Raw genomic sequence first — 21,273 nt, forward strand, 5'->3', positions numbered from 1 at the left:
GCAGCGAAACAAACCGATAGGATCCGCCTCATGCGCCGTTCCAAAATCGTCTGCACCCTCGGCCCCGCCGTCGACTCCCATGAGCAGCTCGTCGCTCTGATCGAGGCCGGCATGAGCGTGGCCCGCTTCAACTTCAGTCACGGTTCCCACGCGGAGCACCAGGGTCGTTACGACCGGGTCCGCAAGGCCGCCGCCGAGACCGGCCGGGCGGTGGGCGTGCTCGCCGACCTCCAGGGGCCGAAGATCCGCCTGGCGAAGTTCGCCGAGGGCCCGGTCGAGCTGGTCCGCGGGGACGAGTTCGTCATCACCGTCGAGGACGTCCCCGGGGACAAGTCGATCTGCGGGACGACCTACAAGGGTCTGCCGGGCGACGTCGCCAAGGGCGACCCGATCCTGATCAACGACGGCAACGTCGAGCTGAAGGTCGTCTCCGTGGAGGGCCCGCGGGTCCACACCATCGTCATCGAGGGCGGGGTGATCTCCGACCACAAGGGGATCAACCTGCCGGGTGCGGCGGTCAACGTCCCGGCCCTGTCCGAGAAGGACGTCGAGGACCTGCGCTTCGCCCTGCGGATGGGCGCGGACATGGTCGCCCTCTCCTTCGTGCGCGACGCCAACGACGTCAAGGACGTCCACAAGGTGATGGACGAGGAGGGCCGCCGGGTCCCCGTCATCGCCAAGGTGGAGAAGCCGCAGGCCGTCGAGCACATGGAGGGCGTCGTCATGGCGTTCGACGGTGTGATGGTCGCCCGTGGCGACCTGGCCGTCGAGTACCCGCTGGAGAAGGTCCCGATGGTGCAGAAGCGCCTGGTGGAGCTCTGCCGGCGCAACGCCAAGCCGGTGATCGTGGCGACCCAGATGATGGAGTCGATGATCACCAACTCCCGTCCGACCCGCGCCGAGGCGTCCGACGTCGCCAACGCGATCCTGGACGGCGCGGACGCGGTCATGCTCTCCGCGGAGTCCTCGGTCGGCGCGTATCCGATCGAGACGGTCAAGACGATGTCGAAGATCGTCGTCGCCGCCGAGGAGGAGCTGCTCTCCAAGGGCCTCCAGCCCCTGGTCCCGGGCAAGAAGCCCCGCACCCAGGGCGGTTCCGTCGCCCGCGCGGCCTGCGAGATCGCCGACTTCCTCAACGGTGAGGCCCTCGTCGCCTTCACCAAGTCCGGCGACACGGCCCGCCGTCTCTCCCGCTACCGCGCGGCCCAGCCCATCCTGGCCTTCACCACCGACGAGTCCACCCGCAACCAGCTGGCCCTCAGCTGGGGCGTCGAGGCCCACGTCGTCCCGCACGTCGACAACACCGACGCCATGGTCGACCTCGTCGACGCCGAGCTCCTCAAGCTCAACCGCTACAACGCCGGCGACACCATGGTCATCACCGCCGGCTCGCCCCCCGGCATCCCCGGCACCACCAACATGGTCCGCGTCCACCACCTGGGCGGCGGCGAGCGCGACTGACCCCCTCCGCACCGGACACGACCGTGGGCCGCACCCCCTGCGAAGGGGATGCGGCCCACGGCCGTTGTGCGGCTCCCGGACGGGTCCGGAGGGGGCGGCAGCTCAGCCGCCGTCCCGGGTGAAGTAGTTCTGGAGGCCGGGGACCGTCAGCGTGCCGCCGAACTGGCCGGCCTGCTTCAGCTTCACCTTGGTGAAGAAGGCGAAGGGGACGTTCAGCGGGGGCGGGGTCTCGGGGCTGAACGTGATGGGGATGAGGCCGAAGAGGTTGCCCTTCAGCTCGTCCGTGTACATGGTGACCACGCCGTCCCGGATGGTGGACGTCGAGCCGGAACGGGCCTTCACATGGCCCGTCACACCCGGCTGCGGGCCCACGGTCATCTGGTGCAGGTCCTTGATGTCGATGGAGGTGGCGGTGAACTTGAGGACCTTCTTGGTGGTCCCGTCGCCCTTCTCCACCTCGACGATGCCCTTGTAGTCGAGCCCCACCAGGGTGAGGAGCGAACTCTCCAGGACCCACGGTTCGTTGGCCAGGCGCGGGATGCCCGGCTCCAGCTTCGCGTCGGCCAGGGCCTCCGGGTCGGCGGTGGGGCACGGGAAGGCGGGCTTGGCGCCGTCGGGGATGTCCTCGTCCGCCTTGGGGTCGAGCCCCTTGACGTCCTCGTCCAGCTCCTCGACCTGCTTGCCGGCCTTGTCGGCCGCGCCCCGGATGGCGTCGGCGGTCTTGTCGGCCGTCTCCTTCGCCGCGTCCGTGACCTTCTCGGTGGTCTTCTCGACGGGCTTCTCGGCCGGCTCGTCCGTCTCCGGCGCCGCGGTGGGCGCCTTCGAGGGCTCCGGGGCCGCCGTGGTGGCGCTCGGGGACGGGCTCGCCGTCTCCTCCTCGTCCGGTCCGTCGAAGAAGTCCTTGATCTTCTCGCCCCAGCCCAGCGGGTCGAGCGGATTGGTGGTCTTCGTGGGCGTCGGGGACGGGCTCGCGGACGCGGCCGGTGCCTCGGCGCTCTTGTCCTCCGTGGCGGCCTTCGCCGTGTCCGCGGTCTCCGTGGTCTCCGCCGACGGAGTGGCGGTGGGCTTCGGGCTCGCCGTGCCGGTCTCGGCGGGCTCCGGCTTCTCGCTCTCGCCGGCCGACGGGGACGGCGACGGCGTCTTCGACGCCGACGGCGTGGGCTCGGCGGACTCGCTCGGCTCGTCGGAGCGGGTCACACAGGGACCGGGGGCGAAGGGGATGTCCGTGTTGTCGTCGGCCATCGCGAGCCGGGGCGTGAGCCCCATGCCGACGAACACGGCCGTGGGCATCGCGGCGAGCGCGAACGCCTTCTTGCCGCTGGGCATGTGGAGCTTCGTCATGAGCGACTTCTTGGGGGCGGCGTGCCGCGGTCCCCTGCGCTCGGGCAGCCCGCCCTCGTCGAGGGCGTTCGTCCGGTTCTCGTCACCCCGCACGGTGCCCCCCGCCGTCGACCTCGACCGTCGTGTCGTACTGCGCGGACGCCTGTCCGGGAACACCCGTCCCCTGGTACGCGCCCGCGGGCTCGCCCTTGGTGAACGAGACGTCCTGTGCCGTCGCCGCGTCGAGCGCTTCCGGCCCGCTCTCGCCGAGGAGCCCCTCCTCGGGAGCGGACTCCTCCTCCGGCTCCTCCTCGCCGGGCGCCCACGACACGGAGAGCGCGCCGCCGAGCAGGGCGAACAGGAAGCCGATCAGGAAGCCGCCGATGTTCGCGACGGGTATCGAGATGAGCGCCAGCAGAATCGCCGCGACGCCGGCGAACACCCGCACGATGTGGTGGAACCACATCGTCAGGCCCAGCGTGATCAGCAGGACTCCGATGATGAGCGACCCGGCGCCCGCGGTGGTGGACATGGCCAGCGTCATGTTGCCGAGGTGCATGTTCGCGTACGGGAAGTACGCGATGGGTACACCGCCCAGCATGGTGAACAGGCCCGCCCAGAACGGCCGGTTACCCCGCCAGGTGCGGAAGGTCCGCCGGAAGACCGTGAGGTAGTGCTCGTTCTGCCCTTGGGATTCGGGGCTCATGGAAAACAGCTCCCTGGAACCGGTACTGCTGTGAGAAAGAGGGGGTGGGCGGCCGGGACCCGGACGAGGGCCCCGGCCACCCGGGCGGGTGCTTAGTAGCACTCCTTGACGCCCTTGTGCAGCCTCAGGGACAGACCCGGAAGCTTGAACGTTCCTGCCGTGGTGGCCCACGCCTGCTGACGGACGTTCGTCAGCGTGGCCTCCTTGGACCGCTGCGCGAACCCGTACGGGTTGGCCTGGGTGTTGGGCTGGATGCCCGTGGTCCCCTTCACGCCACCGGGGTAGTCGGTGAGCCCGCCCGCCGCCAGGCCGATGTCCATCTCCTTGAACGTGGCATCGGCGTTGAGCTGCGAGACGTCGAGGTACAGGCCCTCGGCGTAGACCTTCTCCTTGCCGGTGCCGGCACGGAGCTGGAGCGTGACATTGCCCAGACCGAACGGCAGGTCCGGAGTCACGACCGACTGGCACATGTTGGTGATGGTCGCGTCGTGGAACCCGGACACGGCGACCGGGGCCGCCTGGTCCTTGCCCTTGAGGTCCTTGCCCACCGCGACGCTGCCGTACTGGACGAAGTCGTGGCCGACCAGCTCATCCGCGCTGACCTTGAACTCCTGGCCGGACACGCTGAACGACGCGGCCAGCGCACCCTGGGCCAGGCCCACACCCACCGCGGCGGTGGCTATGACGCTCGGCACCATGACGACGGCGAAACGCTTCCATCTCGTGCCACCGCGAACCTGGGAACTCATACTTTTCCTCCTTCTCGGACGTACATCTCCGGCCTGGCATCCTGCCCGACCCGGGATGGGAGAAGTGCTACGTCCTCGGAAAGGAGAGCGCCCGCGAACGGGGCGACGAACGCGCCCGTTCCACCGGCGATCACCCCCGAGCGACAACCACTGGCCACGCGTGGGCGTGGCCTGATCGGACAGGCCCTGCCGGTCAGCAGGAACCCCCCTGTCCGCGACCGGTGCCACTGCCACCGGCCCACTCGGCGGGGACCCAACGGAGCCGCCGCGCCGACTGGCGGCCGGGGCGGGCGTCATTGGACCGAGCGTGGCCGATCGTGGTCCATTCACGGCCGTGGCACAAGGGGTTCGTTACTCACTGGTAATGGCCCGCTCATCGGCCCGCGACCGGGGGATACCGGGCGGCCACAGAGGGTTGCCCCGCCCTCGCCGACGAAAGCTGCCATTCGTGATCGAAAACGGACAGATCGCAATGATCGATTTACTGCCAGTAACAGGGCGTTGTTTTATCAAGATTTGGTAAAGCGAACGGCTCTCTTAGCGCCGGAACGCGAAAACGGCCGCACCCCCGGTCCGGGGGTGCGGCCGCCTTGTCAGATCAGAACAAGACGCGGGCGAGCGCGGTGCGCGCGGCGCCGACGCGCGGATCGTCGGGGCCGATCACCTCGAACAGCTCCAGCAGCCGGACCCGTACGCGGTCCCGGTCGTCACCGAACGTGCGCCGCACGGTCTCGACGAGCCGGCCGAAGGCGTCCTCGACATGGCCGCCGACCAGATCGAGATCGGCCGCGGCGATCTGCGCGTCGACGTCGGCCGGCTTCTCGGCGGCGTCCTTGCGGACCTGCTGCGGGTCCATGTCCTGGACCCGGCCGAGCAGTTCCGCCTGGGCGAGGCCGAGCTTGGCCTCGGCGTTGGCGGGGTCGTCGGAGAGCACGTTCTTGTACGCCTGGACCGCACCGGCGAAGTCGTTGCCGTCCAGGGCGCGGGCCGCCGCCTCCAGCAGCGCGTCGTACGGACCGGCGGGCACCGGGGCCTCGGCGGCGGTCTCGGGGCCGGCCGCGTCGCCGTCGACGGCGATGCCGGTGAGCCCGAAGCGCTCCTCGCCGACCTGGATCAGCTGGTCCAGCAGCTGACGGATCTGCGGTTCGGCCATCGCGCCCTCGAAGAGGCGCAGCGCCTGTCCGGCGACGATGCCGAAGACGGCCGGGATGCCCTGGATCCCGAACTGCTGCATCAGCATCTGGTTGGCGTCGACGTCGACCTTGGCCAGCAGGAAGCGGCCGTTGTACTCGACGGCCAGCCGCTCCAGGAGCGGGCCCAGCTGCTTGCACGGCTGGCACCACTCGGCCCAGAAGTCGATGACGACGGGGACTTCGGCGGAGCGCTGCAGGACGTCGTTCTCGAAGCCTGCCTCGTCGACGTCGATCACGAGGGAGGACGGGGGCACGGCCCCGGCGCCGCCCTGCCGGGCGGCATCGGCGCGGGCCTGCTCGGCCTTCGCCTTGGCCTCACCGGCCGCCTTCACCGCGGCGAGGTCGACGACGCCGCTCATGGACATGTTCCTAGGCTGCATACGTACATCCTCCCCCCTCGGCGCACTGATCCGGAAAGCGATACGGGAACCGCGTCCGTCCGCAGCCCTCGCCGGCATGCGAGACGCACGGACAGACACGGCCCTTGGGCCCCTGAAAGACCCGGTGCGGCACCCGGTCCCCACCCGGCGCCTATGGCTGTCACTCATTCGTGGCGTATGAACGGTCGAACATCCGTCCTTACGCTACGGGTCGTAGCGTAACTGTCCCCCACCCCGGGCGCACAAGAGAGCCCGGTGATCTGTCTCACGCCCCGTGCGCCCGCTCGGTTCTGGCTACTGGCGGGTATGGTCGCGGGATGCTGAGCCGCAGCCACCCCAAACCCTCACGAACGGGACGCCCGCGCAGCGCCGCGGCCGACGAGGCGATCCTGGAGGCCACCCGTGCCTCGCTGGTCGACCTCGGCTGGTCGAAGCTGACGATGGGCGACGTGGCGACGCGGGCCGGGGTCGCCAAGACCACGCTGTACCGGCGCTGGGCGGGAAAGAACGAGCTGGTCGTGGACGCCGTGGCGGTCCTCTTCGACGAGCTGGAGCTGCCGGATCTGGGCAGCCTCTCCGCCGATGTGCAGTCGGTCGTGCTGCAGTTCGCCGGACTGCTGGACCGGCCGGAGACCCGTACGGCGCTGATGGCCGTGGTCGCGGAGTCGACACGCGACGAGGCCCTGCGGACCCGGATCCGGGACTCGATCGTGGACCGGCAGAAGCGTCTGGTCCTCCAGGGGCGCCGGCGGGCGCAGGAGCGCGGCGAACTGCCCCGGGAGCAGGACGAGGCGTCGGCGGCGCTGACCGCCGACCTGATCTTCGATGTGATCGCCGGCGCGGTGGTGCACCGGGTGCTGGTGAGCGCCGAGCCCGTCGACGAGGACTGGGCCCGGCGCTTCACGCTGCTGCTGCTGGCGGGGCTGGGCGCGGCCGCCGCGGGATAGGACCCGCCGCGGCCCTCAGAACCCCGGCGGCTCCGTGTACGTGCCCCACTCCTCGCGCAGGACCCCGCAGATCTCGCCCAGCGTGGCCTCGGCGCGCACCGCGTCGAGCATCGGGCCGATCATGTTGGAGCCGTCGCGGGCGGCGGCGAGCATCGCGTCGAGCGCGGACGTCACCCGGGCGTCGTCGCGGCCCTCCTTGCGGCCGGCCAGCACGCGGACCTGCTCGCGCTCGACCTCGTGGCTGACCCGGAGGATCTCCAGGTCACCGGTGACGGAGCCGTGCGCGACGTTGACGCCGACGACCCGCTTCTCGCCCTTCTCCAGGGACTGCTGGTAGCGGAAGGCGGATTCGGCGATCTCGCCGGTGAACCAGCCGTCCTCGATGCCGCGCAGGATGCCGGAGGTGATCGGTCCGACGGGGTGCTGCCCGTCGGGGTGGGCGCGGGTGCCGCGCTCCTTGATCTGCTCGAAGATCTTCTCGGCGTCGGCCTCGATGCGGTCGGTGAGCTGCTCGACGTACCAGGAGCCGCCCAGCGGGTCTGCGACGTTGGCGACGCCGGTCTCCTCCATCAGCACCTGCTGGGTGCGCAGGGCGATCTCGGCGGCCTGCGCGGAGGGGAGCGCCAGGGTCTCGTCGAGGGCGTTGGTGTGCAGCGAGTTGGTGCCGCCGAGGACGGCGGAGAGGGCCTCGACCGCGGTGCGCACGACGTTGTTGTACGGCTGCTGGGCGGTGAGGGAGACCCCGGCGGTCTGGGTGTGGAAGCGGAGCCACTGCGCCTTGTCGGTCTTCGCGCCGTACGTCTCCTTCATCCAGCGGGCCCAGATCCGGCGGGCGGCGCGGAACTTGGCGATCTCCTCGAAGAAGTCGAGGTGCGCGTCGAAGAAGAACGAGAGACCGGGGGCGAAGGTGTCGACGTCGAGCCCGCGCGAGAGGCCCAGTTCCACGTAGCCGAAGCCGTCGGCCAGGGTGTACGCCAGCTCCTGCGCGGCCGTCGCCCCGGCCTCGCGGATGTGGTAGCCGGAGACGGAGAGCGGCTTGTAGGCGGGGATGGAGCTCGCGCAGTGCTCCATCAGGTCGCCGATGAGGCGCAGATGGGGCTCGGGCTGGAAGAGCCACTCCTTCTGCGCGATGTACTCCTTGAAGATGTCCGTCTGGAGCGTGCCGTTGAGGACGGCGGGGTCGACGCCCTGGCGCTCGGCGGCGACCAGGTACATGCAGAAGACGGGGACGGCGGGGCCGCTGATCGTCATCGACGTCGTGACGTCGCCGAGGGGGATGTCCTTGAAGAGGACCTCCATGTCGGCGGCGGAGTCGATGGCGACACCGCAGTGGCCGACCTCGCCGAGGGCGCGCGGGTCGTCGGAGTCGCGGCCCATCAGGGTCGGCATGTCGAAGGCCACGCTGAGCCCGCCGCCGCCGGCGGCCAGGATCATCTTGTAGCGCTCGTTGGTCTGCTCGGCGTTGCCGAAGCCGGCGAACTGGCGGATGGTCCAGGTCCGGCCGCGGTAGCCGGTCGGGTGCAGGCCCCGGGTGAAGGGGTACTCACCGGGCCAGCCGATCCGTTCGAACCCCTCGTACGCGTCCCCGGGGCGGGGGCCGTACACGGGCTCGACCGGGTCCCCGGAGAGCGTGGTGAAGTCCGCGTCACGCTTGCGGGCCTTGTCGTAACGGGCCTGCCAGCGGCGGCGGCCTTCCTCGATCGCGTCTGCGTCCATACCCCCAATTTACTAGGACGTCCTAGTAAATGTCGATGACCCACCGCCCGGTGCTCGGCACGGGGCGGCGGGGGGAAGGTCAGGCGTTCGCGGGGGCCGCGGGCGTCGCGTCCGCGAGCAGCGGCTCGACCTCGCGGACGACCTTGCGCTCGACGAAGAACGCGGCCGTCGGGATCGTGCCGGAGAGCAGCACCCAGGCGAGCTTGCCCATCGGCCACTTCGCCTTGGAGCCCAGGTCGAAGGCGAAGATCAGATAGATGATGTACAGCACGCCGTGGATCTGGGAGACGACGAGCGTCAGGCCCTCGCCCTTGTCGAAGCCGTATTTGAAGATCATGCACACGCAGAGGATCAGCAACATGACGGCGGTGACGTAGGCCATCACCCGATAGCGGGTCAGCACACTGCGTTTCATGCCATCGAGCGTAACCGCCCTCCGGGGGCGATCTTGCAGCGCCCCCGGACGCGGAACGGCCTCTCTCAGTTCTCCTCGAAATCCTGGGCCGCGATGCGCAGCGGGCGCAGCAGCGCGAAGATCTCGGCGCACTCCTCGGCGTCGTACACCCCGAGGCCGAACTCCATCGCGACCAGATCGCGGGTGGCGGACTCGACGACCTCGCGGCCCTTGTCGGTGATGGAGGCGAGCGTGCCGCGGCCGTCGTTCGGGTTGGGGCGCTTGTCGACCAGGCCGGAGCGGACCAGCCGGTCGACGGTGTTGGTGACGGAGGTCGGGTGGACCATCAGCCGCTCACCGATCTTGGACATCGGCAGTTCGCCGGCCTTGGAGAAGGTCAGCAGCACCAGTGCCTCGTACCGCGCGAACGTCAGTCCGTACGGCTTGACGACCGCGTCCACCTCGGCGAGCAGGATCTGCTGCGCCCGCATGATCGAGGTGATCGCCCCCATGGACGGGACCGGGCCCCAGCGCTGCTGCCAGAGTTCGTCGGCGCGCGCGATGGGATCGAAGGGAAGACTGAGCGGCTTGGGCACGGCCCCGACCTTACCCATGGGGAACTTGCCGGTCCTCACCGTCTCGAACTTCGGTCCGCTCCTCGCTCCCGGGTACGGTCCCGGCACCGTCGCCCGTGCCCTTCCCGGTGTCGTTCCGCGGCGTCGTACGGCGTATCCCGATCACCAGCGGCAGCACGCACAGGGTGCCCAGCGCCCCGGATCCCGCGACGACCACGTGCACCGGGAAGAACTCGGCGGCGAGGCCCGCCAGGGCCATGCCGACGCCCTGGAGCGTCATCAGTCCGGCGGTGAGCAGGGTCATCGCCCGGCCGCGCAGGGACTCGGGGACGGCGTCGACGAACCACTGGTCGAGGCCGATGTTGTAGGCGGCGCCCACCCCGGCGAGCGCGAGGGCCGCCAGGGTCAGCGCCATGCCGGGGCGCAGCGCGTACAGCAGGAGCGGCAGCAGGCCGAGGGCGGCGACCGGGAGCACGATCCGGGAGCGCAGCCGGGGGCTCAGCACCGAGCCCACGTACAGTTCGGCGGCGATGTGGCCGACCGGCATGGCGCACATCAGCAGGCCGAGGGCGGCGGGCCCGAGGCCGGCCTCGTCCGCGTACGGGGCGGCCAGCGCCTCCGGCGCGACGACGAACAGCGCGGGCACCCAGAAGAGCAGCATCAGCGTGCGGACCCGGCGGTCGGCGAAGACCGCGCGCGCCCCGGCCAGTGATTCCCCGAGCAGGGCGCCGCCGCCCTCGCGTCCGGACCGGGCGGGCCGGTCGCGGGTCCCGAAGCGCAGCAGGGCGGCCGAGCAGAGGAAGGTCACGACGGTGATCGTGATCGCCCCGCGCGCGGAGAGCGCGGCCAGCAGCAGGCCGCCGACGCCGAAGCCGGTGAGCAGGGCGCTCTGCGAGACGATGCGCAGCAGCGAGCGGCCGAGGACGTAGAGGTCGCCCTCGCCGAGGATGTCGGTGAGCGCGGCCATCCGCGTCCCGGTGAAGACCGGGGAGACGGCGGCGACCAGGCAGCGCAGGGCGAGGAGCGCGCCGACCGGGGTGCCCGGCAGCACCATGAGGGCGACGCAGGACGCGCAGACCAGATCGCAGGTGACGAGCACCCGGCGGGCCGGGTAGCGGTCGGCGACCCCGGCGAAGAGCGTGCCGCCGACGAGGTAGGGCAGGAAGCCGAGCGCGAAGGTCAGGGCGCTCAGCAGCGGCGATCCGGTGAGGTCGTAGACGAGGACGGTCAGCGCGAGTTCGCTGACGACGACCCCGAGCAGGGAGAGCAGATGGGCGGCGAAGACCGCGCGGAACTCGCGTACGGCGAAGACCGCGCGGTAGCCGCGGGGGGCGGACGGGGTGTCCGCGGGAGAGGAGTGGTCGCTCGGCATGGCGGCAGCTTGGAGGAGCGGGCACCCCGCTCCGTAGACTTTCGGCTGACGCCGAATCTTCGTGAGGCCACCCATGCCGTTCCATCTCCATCTCGACGAGAACGACCTGCTGCGCTGCCGGTTCGCGCTCTCCCCGCTCTGGGAGACCCAGGCCGCCGTGCGGACGCTGCTGCGCCCGCAGCGGCACGGGTACCACCAGCCCTGGCTGCGGCGGATCAAGGACGCGGCCTCGGGGCTCGATCTGCGGCCGCTCTGGTCGCTGATGACGGACGGGGGGCACAATCCGGACTTCCTCTGCCCGCCCCCGACGGGGCCGTACGCCACGTTCGAGGCCGAGATCGCGGCCGTCCGCGCCACGGGTCCGGAGCTGGTGGCCAAGGATCTGGAGCTGACGCTGGCCGATCAGCCGGGCGCCCTGGACTCCCCCGCCGGACGGGCGCTGCTCGCCGATCCGGCGCGGACGCTGCGGGAGCTGGCCGATCTGCTCGACCTGGCGTGGCGGACGCTGGTCGAACCGGACTGGCCGAGGCTGCGCGCCCTGCTGGAGGCCGATGTCGCGTACCACTCGCGCCGGCTGGCCGAGGTGGGATTCGCACGTCTTCTCGGGGAGTTGAGCCCGCAGCTCACCTGGACGGACTCCACGCTGACGCTGAAGGGGATGCGGGGCCGGCATTCCCGGGTCCTGGGCGGACAGGGGCTCGTGCTGGTCCCGAGCGTGTTCGCCTGGCCGGACGTGGTCAGCGGCTACGAGCCGCCCTGGCCGCCCGCCGTGATCTATCCCGCGCGCGGGATCGGCGGCCTGTGGACGGACCCGGGCACCACGACCCCCGACACCCTCGCCCGGCTGCTCGGCCGGGCCAGGGCCGATGTGCTGTGCGCGCTGGACGAACCGGCCGGGACGAGCGCGCTCGCGCACCGGCTGGGCCTCGCCCCCTCGTCCGTGTCGGCGCATCTGTCGGTGCTGCGGGCGGCCGGGCTGCTGACCTCGCGGCGCTACGGCCACCAGGTGCTTTACGAACGCACCCCGCTCGGCATCGCGCTGGCCGCCCCGCAATGACGCGAGCCCCCGCCACGGGGGCGGGGGCTCGCGGTGCGGGCGGGGGTCACTGCGCCAGGTAGCGCTCGACCGTCTCGACCTTGGAGGTCAGTCCGTCGGTGACCCCGGGGCGGATATCGGCCTTGAGCACCAGGGAGACGCGTCCGGCACGGGCCTCGACGGCGGCGACGGCGCGCTTGACGACGTCCATCACCTCGTCCCACTCCCCCTCGATCGAGGTGAACATCGCGTCGGTGCGGTTGGGCAGCCCGGACTCGCGGACGACGCGGACCGCGTCGGCGACGTACGAGCCGACGTCCTCGCCGACCCCCAGCGGGCTGACGGAGAAGGCGACGATCACGCGTTGACCGTGCCTTCCCGGCGGGCACGGGCGGCGATCACGCCGTCGGCCTCGTAGCGCTTGAGCACCTTGTCGCCGTACAGACCGCCGAAGGGCAGCACACAGAGCAGGAAGAAGAACGCGACGCGCTTCAGCGGCCACTTGGTCTTGTTCCAGACGTCCAGCAGCAGGACGACGTAGATCACGAAGAGGACGCCGTGCAGCATGCCGAGCGGCATCATCAGGAAGTCGATGTCGGAGACCCGGCTGAGCACCGAGCCGAAGAGGATCAGCGCCGGGAAGGACAGCGCCTCGGGAATCGAGATGAGGCGCAGCCGGTGCAGGGCGGTGGCGGTCTTGATGTCCACGGGGGCACCTTCGGTGGGAGGACGGTGACTGCTTGTGAACGCGAGCACAAGCGGCCCCCATTGTGGCATCGGCGCTCCGGTGTCCCGGCGGCGGGGGGCGGCCCGGGGCGCGGGCGTTCCGTACCGGATACGTCCGGGTTCCATGCGTATCCGGTACCGAATGCGTATCAGGGGCGGTTCACGGGGCCGGAGCGTGCCGTTCGCCCTGTTCCGGCGGCGGGCGCTGCCGCTACCTTCGCCGGGTGGCGATGTTCCGACTCCAAGGCAGCAAGACGCTCGCCGTCGATCTGACCGGCGACGCCGTCAAGGCGAAGAACGGCTCGATGGTCGCGTACGACGGCCGGATGACGTTCAAGAAGATGACCGGTGGCGGGGAGGGCCTGCGCGGCATGGTCACCCGCCGGCTCACCGGTGAGCAGATGACCGTGATGGAGGTGTCCGGCCAGGGCACCTGCTACTTCGCGGACCGGGCGAGCGAGATCAACCTCGTGCAGCTGCGGGGCGAGAAGATGTTCGTGGAGGCGAGCAACCTCCTCTGCGTGGACGCCTCGCTGCGCACCGGCACCAGCTTCACCGGGCTGCGCGGCAGCGCGGCGGGCAACGGGCTGTTCACCACCACCCTGGAGGGGACGGGCCAGGCGGCGATCATGTCGGACGGCTCGGCGGTGGTGCTGCGGGTCTCCGCGCAGTACCCGCTCTTCGTCGACCCGGGCGCCTACATCGCCCACCAGGGCGATCTGCGTCAGCACCTCCAGTCCGGGGTGAGCTTCCGGACGCTGATGGGCGAGGGCTCCGGCGAGTCCTTCCAGATCCGGTTCGAGGGCGAGGGCCTGGTGTACGTCCAGCCCAGCGAGCGGAACACGGTCGGGGGCGATGTCTGATGCCGTTCCGCGAGATCAACTCGAAGATGGTCGAGGCGACGGTGGTCCCCGGCCAGAAGATGTTCAGCCAGCGCGGGGCGATGCTGGCCTACCGCGGCGAGGTCTCCTTCACCCCGAACATCCAGGGCGGCCAGGGCGGGATGATGTCGATGATCGGCCGCCGGCTGGCGAACGAGGCGACGCCGCTGATGACCGTCGAGGGAAGCGGCACGGTGATGTTCGGCCACGGCGGCCACCACATCCAGGTGATCACCCTGTCCGGGGACACCCTCTACGTGGAGGCCGACCGGCTGCTCGCCTTCGACGGCACGCTCCAGCAGGGCACCATGTTCATGGGCTCGCAGGGCGGGGTGATGGGGATGGTGCGCGGCCAGGTCACCGGACAGGGGCTGTTCACCACGACGCTCAAGGGCCACGGCGCGGTGGCGGTGATGGCGCACGGCGGGGTGATCGAACTGCCGATCGCCCCGGGCCGTCCGGTCCATGTGGACCCCCAGGCGTACGTGGCGCACCACGGCGAGGTGCGCAACAAGCTCTCCACCGCGCTCGGCTGGCGCGACATGGTGGGGCGGGGCTCGGGCGAGGCCTTCCAGCTGGAGCTGAGCGGCAACGGTGCGGTGTACGTCCAGGCGTCGGAGGAGAAGCTGTGAGTTCGCCCGTGGTCTTCGACCCGATGACGCTGCCGTCGGACGACAACGTCAACGCGTACACCTTCTGTGTGGAGCTCAAGGGGAGCCAGTGGTTCCTGCAGAAGGGCAAGATGATCGCCTACTACGGGCGGATCGAGTTCGACGGCATCGGGCACGGCCGCTTCGAGCGGCTGGTGCGCACGAGCTTCCACTCACCGCTGCACGCGGGCGACTGGGTGGTGGCCGAGGGCAGCGGGAAGATGCTGCTCGCGGACCGGGCCTTCGATGTGAACAGTTACGACCTGGACGACGGGAACCTCACGATCCGGTCCGGGAACCTGCTGGCCTACCAGCCGACGCTGGCGCTGAAGCAGTCGATCGTGCCGGGGTTCCTGACGCTGATCGGCACGGGGAAGTTCGTCGCCGCGTCCAACGGTCCGGTGGTCTTCATGGAGCCGCCGCTGCGGGTGGATCCACAGGCGCTGGTCGGCTGGGCGGACTGTCCCTCGCCCTGCCACCACTACGACCACGGCTACATGCGGGGGCTGCTGGGCGGGGTCCGGGCCATGACCGGGATCGGGGGCACCTCGGGCGAGGAGCACCAGTTCGAGTTCGTCGGCGCGGGTACGGTGCTCCTCCAGTCCACCGAGCAGCTGATGGCCGAGCAGCCGACGGGGGCGGTGCCCCCGCAGGCGGGCGTTCCGGGCGGGGGTCAACCCGGCTCCACCCCCCGCATGCCCGGTCAGCTGGGGGATCTCCAGCGTCGCTTCGGTTGGTGAGCGGTAGTCTGCGGAGTGTGACGTCGAACGCCTGCGCCCAGACGCCTCGCACGCAGGGGACATCGCGTACGTGCGGGGCGTCACTCCACCCCACTTCGTCCGGCTTTCAACTTCTTAGGTAGAATCCATATATGGAGACCGAGACGGCCACCCGCTGGCTGAGCGACGCGGAGCAGTGCGCCTGGCGCACCCACCTGGACGTCAGCAGGCTGCTGACGCACCAGCTGGAGAAGGACCTCCAGCCGTTCGGCCTGACCTACAACGACTACGAGATCCTCGTCAATCTCTCGGAGTCGGACGAGCAGCGCATGCGCATGAGCGATCTCGCCGGCGCCACGCTCCAGTCCAAGAGCCGGCTCTCGCACCAGATCACCCGCATGGAGAACGCCGGTCTGGTGCGCCGCGAGAACTGCGAGTCCGACCGGCGCGGACTCTACGCGGTCCTCACCGAGGCCGGCTCCGAGACGATGCGCAAGGTCGCGCCGCACCATGTGGCGTCGGTGCGCAAGCACTTCATCGACCTGCTGCCCCCCGAAGCGCTGGCCCAGCTGCACGCCGCGCTCACCCCGGTCGCCGAGCATCTGCGCGGCAAGAGCGGCCGGGGCTGACCCCCGGGCCCGTCCCGCGGACCGTGCCGGGCACGGGCGCGGCGGCGGGTCCGACCGGCCGCCCCGCCCCGCGCTCAGCCGGCGCCCGGCAGCCACAGGGTGAACCGGGCGCCGCCCTCCCGCGCGTCCGCCACCGTCAGCCGGCCGCCGTGCCGCTCGGCCACATCACGGGCGATGGCCAGACCCAGCCCCGCACCGCCCTCGTCCCGGGTGCGGGCGTCGTCCAGCCGTACGAAGCGCGCGAAGACCCGCTCCCGTTCCGTCTCCGGGACCCCGTCGCCGTCGTCGGTGACCTCGACCGCCACCCCGCCGCGCTCCGCGCGCACCGCGACGGCCACCGAGCCCCGCGCGTGCCGCTCCGCGTTGTCCAGCAGATTGCCGAGCACCCGGGCCAGCTGCGCCCGTGAACCGGTCACCTCGAAGCCCCCGCCCTCCGGCACGGACACCGCCACCGGGATCCGGTCGCCGGTGCGCTGCGAGACCTCCTCGTGCACCAGGGCGCCGAGATCGGTCCGGGCGGTGCCCGGCCGCTCCCCCGCGTCCAGCCGCGCCAGCAGCAGCAGATCGGCGGCGAGCGCCTGGAGCCGTACGGTGTCGGCGACCGCGCCCGGCACGTCCAGCAGCTCCGGATGGGCGGCCCCGACCTCCAGCTGGGTGCGCAACGAGGCGATGGGGCTGCGCAGTTCGTGCGAGGCGTCGGCGACGAAGCGCCGCTGCCGTTCGACCGAGTCCTCCAGCGCGGTGAGGGTCTCGTTGGTCGTCCGGGCCAGGCGCGCGACCTCGTCGCGCGAGGCGGGCTCCGGCACCCGTCTGCTCAGGTCCCGCGAGGCGGTGATCGCGGCCAGCTCGCTCCGGATGCCCTCCACCGGGCGCAGCGCCCGCCGGGTCACCAGCCAGGTCACCCCGGCGACGACCAGCAACACGACGGGCAGCCCGGCCAGCATCGCGCCGCGCACACTGGCGACGGCGCGCTGCTCGGCGGCGAGCGGGGCGCCCGCGTGGACCGTCAGCGTCCGTCCGGCGCCGTTGGTGGCCTCGACGGTGGCGAACCGGTAGTCGGCCCGCTCGCCGTCGATGGTGGCGGTGCCGTTGACGAAGTCCGGGTCGTCGGTGGAGACCTCGCCCCGGCCCGGATCGGCGCTCGCGGTCGCACCGTCGTCGTCGCTGCCGCCGTCGCCGTGGCGGTCGTCGCCGTCGTCGTCGCTGTCGCCGCTGCCGGAGTCGTCGCGGTCGGCGCCGGCGGAGTCGTCGCCGTTGCCGTCCGTGGCGGACGGGGAGGGGGAGGCCGCCGGGACGGGGGTGACGCGGTCGGTGCCGGTGCCCGAGACCGCCTCCAGGTTCTTGGAGACGGCGACCACCCGGCCGTCCTCGTCGGTCACCTGGACCGGGCGGTCCTCCTCGTCGCGGACGTCCAGCCGGTCGTACGGCACGTCCAGGGCGAGCTGTCCGGCGACCTCGCGGGCGGTCACCTCGGCCTGGAGCCCCGCCTGGTCGGTGAGGTTGGCGCGCAGCACGAGGAGGACGGCGAGCCCGGCGGCGGCGAGCGCGCACGCGACCACCACCGTGGCCCCGAGGGCGGCCCTGGCACGTACGGACCTCATGGCGCCTCCAGTACGTAACCGGCGCCGCGCACCGTGCGGATGGTGCCCGCGCCGAGTTTGCGGCGCAGGGCGCTGACGTACACCTCGACGATGTTCGGGTCGCCGTCGTAGGCGAAGTCCCAGACGTGCTCCAGGATGTCCGCCTTGCCGACCACCTGCCCGGCCCGCAGCACCAGGTGCTCCAGGACGGCGAACTCCTTGGCGGTGAGGGCGATCTCGTCCCCGTCGAGCAGCACCCGGCGGGCGGCGGTGTCCACCCGCAGGGCGCCGGCCACCACCACCGGGGAGGCGGAACCGGCGCGGCGCCGCAGCAGCGCCCTGATCCGGGCGACCAGCACCACATAGCTGAAGGGCTTGGTCAGATAGTCGTCGGCGCCGGTGTCCAGCCCCTCCGCCTCGTCGTACTCGCCGTCCTTCGCGGTCAGCATCAGGATGGGCACCTCGTGACCGGCGGCGCGCAGGGCGGCGCAGACCCGGTAGCCGTTCATCCCGGGCAGCATGATGTCGAGGACCACCAGGTCGTAGCCGCCCTCACCGGCCCGGCGCAGCCCCTCGGGCCCGTCGTGCACGACGTCGACGGCGAACCCCTCGGCGGTGAGCCCCCGGGCCAGGGAGTTCGCCAGCCGCTTCTCGTCCTCCACGATCAACAGGCGCATGTGCCTCAGGGTCCCAAACCGAAGCTGAAGAACGCTTCAGGCGGCTTCAGGCTGCCTTCAGCATCGTCCCGGCAGGCTGAGGTCACCGCACATCGCACCACACCCGACCGAACGGGGAGGAACCCTCATGAAGCGCAAGTTCACCGTCGCCGCCGTCGCCGTCGCCGTACTCGCCGGCGGCACCGCCACCGCCGTCGCCTTCGCGGACGACGGCGGCCGCGACCACGGCTCCCGCGCCGGCGCGCCCGCCGCCACCCGCGTCACGGCGGCCGAGGCCGCCACCGCCGCGCTGAAGGCGGTGCCGGGCACCGTGACGGAGGTGGAACTGGAGGACGAGCACGGCGGGCCCGTCTGGGACGTCGACGTCTACGGCACCGACAAGGCGTGGCACCACGTGACGGTGGACACGAGCACGGGCAAGGCCGCGGAGCACCGCTCCGGCGACGACCGCGGGAAGGACTCGGACGACGGCAAGGACGACGACCGGGGCGCGCACCACGACGGCCGGGACGACGCGGGCGACGACGACTGAGCCGGGGCGCGGTCGCCCGGCACGGGGCACACCGCGCACGGACCGCCGGGGCCGCACGCCCCGGCGGTTCCCGGTGTCCGGCGCGGCCCGCACGCCGCGCCGGACACCGGGGCCGGTCAGACCTCGCCGGTGAGGCCCGCCACCAGTTCGTCCGCCGCCGCGTACGGGTCGAGGCGGCCGGTCACGATGCGCTCCGCGAGAGCGTCGAGGCGGCGGTCGCCGTGCAGGTCGCCGATGCGTTCGCGGAGCCGGGTGACGGCGATCGTCTCGACCTCGCGGGCGGCGCGGGCGGTGCGCCGCTCGGCGAGGACGCCGTGCTCCTCCATCCACGCCCGGTGCTTCTCCAGGGCCTCGACGACCTCGTCGACGCCCTCGCCGCGCGCCGCGACCGTCTTCACGATCGGCGGGCGCCAGTCGCCGGGCCCCCGGGACTCCCCGAGGCCCAGCATGTGGTTGAGCTCGCGGGCGGTGGCGTCCGCGCCGTCCCGGTCGGCCTTGTTCACCACGTACACGTCGCCGATCTCCAGGATCCCGGCCTTGGCCGCCTGGATGCCGTCGCCCATGCCCGGGGCGAGCAGCACCACGGAGGTGTCGGCCTGGGAGGCGATCTCCACCTCCGACTGGCCGACGCCGACGGTCTCCACCAGGATCACGTCGAAACCGGCGGCGTCCAGCACCCGCACGGCCTGTGGGGCCGCCCAGGCGAGCCCGCCCAGATGGCCGCGGGTGGCCATGGAGCGGATGTAGACGCCGGGGTCGGAGGCGTGGTCCGACATCCGGACCCGGTCCCCGAGCAGCGCGCCGCCGGAGAACGGCGACGAGGGGTCGACGGCGAGCACGGCGACCCGCTTGCCCTGCCGCCGGTAGGCGGAGACGAGCGCCGAGGTCGAGGTCGACTTGCCGACGCCCGGTGATCCGGTCAGGCCGACGACGTACGCCCCGCCGGCCAGCGGCGCCAGGGCCGCCATCACCTCGCGCAGATGCGGTGACGCCCCCTCCACCAGGGAGATCAGCCGGGCCACCGCCCGCGGCCCGCCCGCACGGGCCTGCTCCACCAGTGTGGGGACGTCCACCATGACCGCTCCGTTTCCTCGCCGCTCTCCGTGTCCCGCGTGTGCTACTTGCCCGGCACGCGGATGATCAGCGCGTCGCCCTGGCCGCCGCCGCCGCACAGGGCCGCGGCGCCGGTGCCGCCGCCGCGCCGCTTGAGCTCCAGCGCCAGGTGCAGGACGACCCGGGCGCCGGACATGCCGATCGGGTGGCCGAGCGCGATCGCGCCGCCGTTGACGTTCACCTTGTCCGGGGTGACACCGAGGTCCTTCATGGACTGGACGGCGACCGCGGCGAAGGCCTCGTTGATCTCGATGAGGTCCAGGTCCTCGACGCCGATGCCCTCCTTCTTCAGGGCGTGGCGAATGGCGTTGGAGGGCTGCGACTGGAGCGAGTTGTCCGGCCCGGCCACATTGCCGTGGGCGCCGATCTCGGCGATCCAGTCCAGGCCCAGCTCCTGGGCCTTGGCCTTGCTCATGACGACGACGGCGGCGGCGCCGTCGGAGATCTGCGAGGAGGTACCGGCGGTGATCGTGCCGTCCTTGGCGAAGGCCGGGCGCAGCTTGCCGAGGGATTCGACGGTCGTCTCGGCGCGGATGCCCTCGTCCTTGGAGAAGAGGACCGGGTCGCCCTTGCGCTGCGGGATCTCGACCGGGGTGATCTCGGCCTCGAAGAGACCGTTCTTCTGGGCGGCGGCGGCGCGCTGGTGGGAGAGGGCGCCGATCTCGTCCTGGGCGGCGCGGTCCAGGCCGAGGCGGGTGTTGTGCTTCTCGGTGGACTCGCCCATCGGGATGTTCTCGTAGGCGTCGGTCAGACCGTCGTACGCCATCGAGTCGAGCATCTCGATCGCGCCGTACTTGTGGCCCTCGCGGGACTTGGGGAGCAGGTGCGGGGCGTTCGTCATGGACTCCTGGCCGCCGGCCACGACGACGTCGAACTCACCGGCGCGGATCAGCTGGTCGGCCAGGGCGATGGCGTCGAGCCCGGAGAGGCAGACCTTGTTGACGGTGAGCGCCGGGACGTTCATGGGGATGCCGGCCTTGACGGCCGCCTGGCGGGCCGGGATCTGGCCCGCGCCGGCCTGGAGCACCTGGCCCATGATCACGTACTCGACCTGGTCGCCGCCGATGCCGGCCCGGTCCAGCGCGGCCTTGATGGCGATGCCGCCGAGGTCCGCGCCGGAGAAACTCTTGAGGGAGCCCAGAAGGCGGCCCATGGGCGTACGGGCGCCCGCGACGATCACGGACGTGGTACCGGTCGTTCCTGACATGCGGCACAGCCCCTTGATGTGGTGGTGAACGAGGGTTTACTCGAATGTACTGAGCGGTACCCGACGCGTCATCCGGCTACGGGTGTGATCGCGCGCACGTTGCGTAACCATCCGGCGGGCGCTGCACTGGATCCATGCTGACGCGAATCGACCACATCGGGATCGCCTGTTTCGACCTCGACGCCACCGTCGAGTTCTACCGCTCGACCTACGGGTTCGAGGTCTTCCATTCCGAGACCAACGAGGAGCAGGGCGTCCGGGAGGCCATGCTCAAGATCAACGATACGTCCGACGGCGGCGCCTCGTACCTCCAGCTCCTGGAACCGACCCGCGACGACTCCGCCGTGGGCAAATGGCTGGCCAAGAACGGGGAAGGCGTGCACCACATCGCCTTCGGCACCGCGGACGTGGACGCCGATGCCGCGGACATCCGGGAAAAGGGCGTCAGGGTGTTGTACGACGAGCCCAGGACGGGTTCGATGGGATCGCGGATCACGTTCCTGCACCCCAAGGACTGCCACGGGGTGCTCACCGAACTGGTCACGTCCCGGAAGGAGCACTGACCCGGGGCAGACCCGGCCCGGTAGAGTGGGCCGTTCCGGGCCGGGGCCGGGTCGGGGCCGCGCCGCGTCCCCAGCCGTTGATCTGTCACCATTCCCCGGGGGACCGTTCGCCGGCGAACGGTACTCGTTTGGAGTTTGCGACCAGGG

Annotated in this window: 23 protein-coding genes; 9 read left to right on the forward strand and 14 right to left on the reverse strand. The window is 71.3% G+C overall.

Annotated features, from left to right (window positions below):
- Nucleotides 1-30 precede the first annotated feature (30 nt).
- Nucleotides 31-1,461: a pyruvate kinase gene (gene pyk, locus ACZ4FH_RS04210; RefSeq protein ID WP_467302112.1), complete on the forward strand. Its 1,431-nt coding sequence runs from the start codon at nucleotides 31-33 to the stop codon at nucleotides 1,459-1,461.
- 102 nt (nucleotides 1,462-1,563) lie between these two features.
- On the opposite strand, the gene ACZ4FH_RS04215 is transcribed toward pyk, so the two are convergent.
- The 4 genes from ACZ4FH_RS04215 to ACZ4FH_RS04230 form a co-directional block, all read right to left on the reverse strand.
- Nucleotides 1,564-2,895 (reverse strand): hypothetical protein, encoded by a 1,332-nt coding sequence (locus tag ACZ4FH_RS04215; RefSeq protein WP_467302114.1) that lies wholly within the window; start codon nucleotides 2,893-2,895, stop codon nucleotides 1,564-1,566.
- On the reverse strand, nucleotides 2,885-3,487 hold the full coding sequence (locus tag ACZ4FH_RS04220) for a DUF6114 domain-containing protein (RefSeq protein WP_467302115.1): 603 nt from the start codon (nucleotides 3,485-3,487) through the stop codon (nucleotides 2,885-2,887). Before ACZ4FH_RS04220 ends, ACZ4FH_RS04215 begins: the two co-directional genes overlap by 11 nt.
- 92 nt (nucleotides 3,488-3,579) lie before the next feature.
- Complete coding sequence (locus ACZ4FH_RS04225; protein ID WP_467302116.1) at nucleotides 3,580-4,236, reverse strand: DUF6230 family protein; 657 nt, start codon at nucleotides 4,234-4,236, stop codon at nucleotides 3,580-3,582.
- Nucleotides 4,237-4,834: 598 nt separating this feature from the next.
- Entirely contained in the window at nucleotides 4,835-5,809 is a 975-nt protein-coding gene (locus ACZ4FH_RS04230) for a tetratricopeptide repeat protein (RefSeq protein WP_467302119.1), read from the reverse strand.
- Between the two features lie 317 nt (nucleotides 5,810-6,126).
- Here ACZ4FH_RS04230 and ACZ4FH_RS04235 point away from each other — a divergent pair, with 317 nt between their 5' ends.
- A complete protein-coding gene (locus ACZ4FH_RS04235) occupies nucleotides 6,127-6,756 on the forward strand; it encodes a TetR/AcrR family transcriptional regulator (RefSeq protein ID WP_467302120.1) in 630 nt (209 codons plus the stop codon).
- A 15-nt stretch (nucleotides 6,757-6,771) separates the two neighbouring features.
- Here the strand turns inward: ACZ4FH_RS04235 and ACZ4FH_RS04240 are convergent, their stop codons facing one another.
- The 4 genes from ACZ4FH_RS04240 to ACZ4FH_RS04255 all read right to left on the reverse strand — a co-directional run bounded on the left by ACZ4FH_RS04240 (nucleotide 6,772) and on the right by ACZ4FH_RS04255 (nucleotide 10,813).
- Nucleotides 6,772-8,472: an acyl-CoA mutase large subunit family protein gene (locus tag ACZ4FH_RS04240; protein ID WP_467302122.1), complete on the reverse strand. Its 1,701-nt coding sequence runs from the start codon at nucleotides 8,470-8,472 to the stop codon at nucleotides 6,772-6,774.
- A 79-nt stretch (nucleotides 8,473-8,551) separates the two neighbouring features.
- Nucleotides 8,552-8,887 (reverse strand): DUF3817 domain-containing protein, encoded by a 336-nt coding sequence (locus ACZ4FH_RS04245; RefSeq protein ID WP_383635165.1) that lies wholly within the window; start codon nucleotides 8,885-8,887, stop codon nucleotides 8,552-8,554.
- 65 nt (nucleotides 8,888-8,952) lie between these two features.
- Nucleotides 8,953-9,462 (reverse strand): MarR family winged helix-turn-helix transcriptional regulator, encoded by a 510-nt coding sequence (locus ACZ4FH_RS04250; RefSeq protein ID WP_383635162.1) that lies wholly within the window; start codon nucleotides 9,460-9,462, stop codon nucleotides 8,953-8,955.
- A gap of 10 nt (nucleotides 9,463-9,472) precedes the next feature.
- The gene (locus tag ACZ4FH_RS04255; RefSeq protein ID WP_467302124.1) at nucleotides 9,473-10,813 is read right to left on the reverse strand and encodes an MFS transporter; all 1,341 of its coding nucleotides are present in this window, start codon (nucleotides 10,811-10,813) and stop codon (nucleotides 9,473-9,475) included.
- A 73-nt stretch (nucleotides 10,814-10,886) separates the two neighbouring features.
- Here ACZ4FH_RS04255 and ACZ4FH_RS04260 point away from each other — a divergent pair, with 73 nt between their 5' ends.
- Nucleotides 10,887-11,870 carry an ArsR/SmtB family transcription factor gene (locus ACZ4FH_RS04260; protein ID WP_467302125.1) on the forward strand — a complete coding sequence of 328 codons (984 nt, stop codon included), beginning with the start codon at nucleotides 10,887-10,889 and terminating at the stop codon, nucleotides 11,868-11,870.
- 46 nt (nucleotides 11,871-11,916) lie between these two features.
- Here ACZ4FH_RS04260 and ACZ4FH_RS04265 read toward each other — a convergent pair whose 3' ends face one another.
- Together ACZ4FH_RS04265 and ACZ4FH_RS04270 are read right to left on the reverse strand one after the other, a co-directional pair.
- Nucleotides 11,917-12,210 (reverse strand): MTH1187 family thiamine-binding protein, encoded by a 294-nt coding sequence (locus ACZ4FH_RS04265; protein ID WP_467302126.1) that lies wholly within the window; start codon nucleotides 12,208-12,210, stop codon nucleotides 11,917-11,919.
- On the reverse strand, nucleotides 12,207-12,557 hold the full coding sequence (locus ACZ4FH_RS04270) for a DUF3817 domain-containing protein (RefSeq protein WP_383635150.1): 351 nt from the start codon (nucleotides 12,555-12,557) through the stop codon (nucleotides 12,207-12,209). The genes ACZ4FH_RS04265 and ACZ4FH_RS04270 overlap by 4 nt, the downstream gene beginning before the upstream one ends.
- 248 nt (nucleotides 12,558-12,805) lie before the next feature.
- Between ACZ4FH_RS04270 and ACZ4FH_RS04275 the strand changes: the two genes are divergently transcribed.
- From ACZ4FH_RS04275 to ACZ4FH_RS04290, 4 genes are all read left to right on the forward strand, one after another.
- Nucleotides 12,806-13,438: an AIM24 family protein gene (locus ACZ4FH_RS04275; RefSeq protein ID WP_467302435.1), complete on the forward strand. Its 633-nt coding sequence runs from the start codon at nucleotides 12,806-12,808 to the stop codon at nucleotides 13,436-13,438.
- The gene (locus ACZ4FH_RS04280; RefSeq protein WP_467302128.1) at nucleotides 13,438-14,088 is read left to right on the forward strand and encodes an AIM24 family protein; all 651 of its coding nucleotides are present in this window, start codon (nucleotides 13,438-13,440) and stop codon (nucleotides 14,086-14,088) included. The genes ACZ4FH_RS04275 and ACZ4FH_RS04280 overlap by 1 nt, the downstream gene beginning before the upstream one ends.
- Entirely contained in the window at nucleotides 14,085-14,846 is a 762-nt protein-coding gene (locus tag ACZ4FH_RS04285; protein WP_383635144.1) for an AIM24 family protein, read from the forward strand. Before ACZ4FH_RS04280 ends, ACZ4FH_RS04285 begins: the two co-directional genes overlap by 4 nt.
- A gap of 131 nt (nucleotides 14,847-14,977) precedes the next feature.
- A complete protein-coding gene (locus tag ACZ4FH_RS04290) occupies nucleotides 14,978-15,454 on the forward strand; it encodes a MarR family winged helix-turn-helix transcriptional regulator (protein WP_467302130.1) in 477 nt (158 codons plus the stop codon).
- 74 nt (nucleotides 15,455-15,528) lie between these two features.
- On the opposite strand, the gene ACZ4FH_RS04295 is transcribed toward ACZ4FH_RS04290, so the two are convergent.
- Nucleotides 15,529-17,055 carry a sensor histidine kinase gene (locus tag ACZ4FH_RS04295; RefSeq protein WP_467302132.1) on the reverse strand — a complete coding sequence of 509 codons (1,527 nt, stop codon included), beginning with the start codon at nucleotides 17,053-17,055 and terminating at the stop codon, nucleotides 15,529-15,531.
- On the reverse strand, nucleotides 17,052-17,711 hold the full coding sequence (locus ACZ4FH_RS04300; protein ID WP_467302134.1) for a response regulator transcription factor: 660 nt from the start codon (nucleotides 17,709-17,711) through the stop codon (nucleotides 17,052-17,054). The genes ACZ4FH_RS04295 and ACZ4FH_RS04300 overlap by 4 nt, the downstream gene beginning before the upstream one ends.
- Before the next feature lie 127 nt (nucleotides 17,712-17,838).
- Between ACZ4FH_RS04300 and ACZ4FH_RS04305 the strand changes: the two genes are divergently transcribed.
- Nucleotides 17,839-18,243, forward strand: coding sequence for a PepSY domain-containing protein (locus tag ACZ4FH_RS04305; protein ID WP_467302136.1), 405 nt, complete (start codon nucleotides 17,839-17,841; stop codon nucleotides 18,241-18,243).
- A 116-nt stretch (nucleotides 18,244-18,359) separates the two neighbouring features.
- Here ACZ4FH_RS04305 and meaB read toward each other — a convergent pair whose 3' ends face one another.
- Nucleotides 18,360-19,319, reverse strand: coding sequence for a methylmalonyl Co-A mutase-associated GTPase MeaB (gene meaB, locus ACZ4FH_RS04310; RefSeq protein ID WP_383635129.1), 960 nt, complete (start codon nucleotides 19,317-19,319; stop codon nucleotides 18,360-18,362).
- Nucleotides 19,320-19,360: 41 nt separating this feature from the next.
- Nucleotides 19,361-20,563, reverse strand: coding sequence for an acetyl-CoA C-acetyltransferase (locus ACZ4FH_RS04315; RefSeq protein WP_467302139.1), 1,203 nt, complete (start codon nucleotides 20,561-20,563; stop codon nucleotides 19,361-19,363).
- 134 nt (nucleotides 20,564-20,697) lie between these two features.
- Here ACZ4FH_RS04315 and mce point away from each other — a divergent pair, with 134 nt between their 5' ends.
- Nucleotides 20,698-21,126 (forward strand): methylmalonyl-CoA epimerase, encoded by a 429-nt coding sequence (mce, locus tag ACZ4FH_RS04320; RefSeq protein WP_467302140.1) that lies wholly within the window; start codon nucleotides 20,698-20,700, stop codon nucleotides 21,124-21,126.
- Nucleotides 21,127-21,273 lie beyond the last annotated feature (147 nt).

The sequence above is a fragment of the Streptomyces sp. NPDC024555 genome (assembly GCF_055559335.1).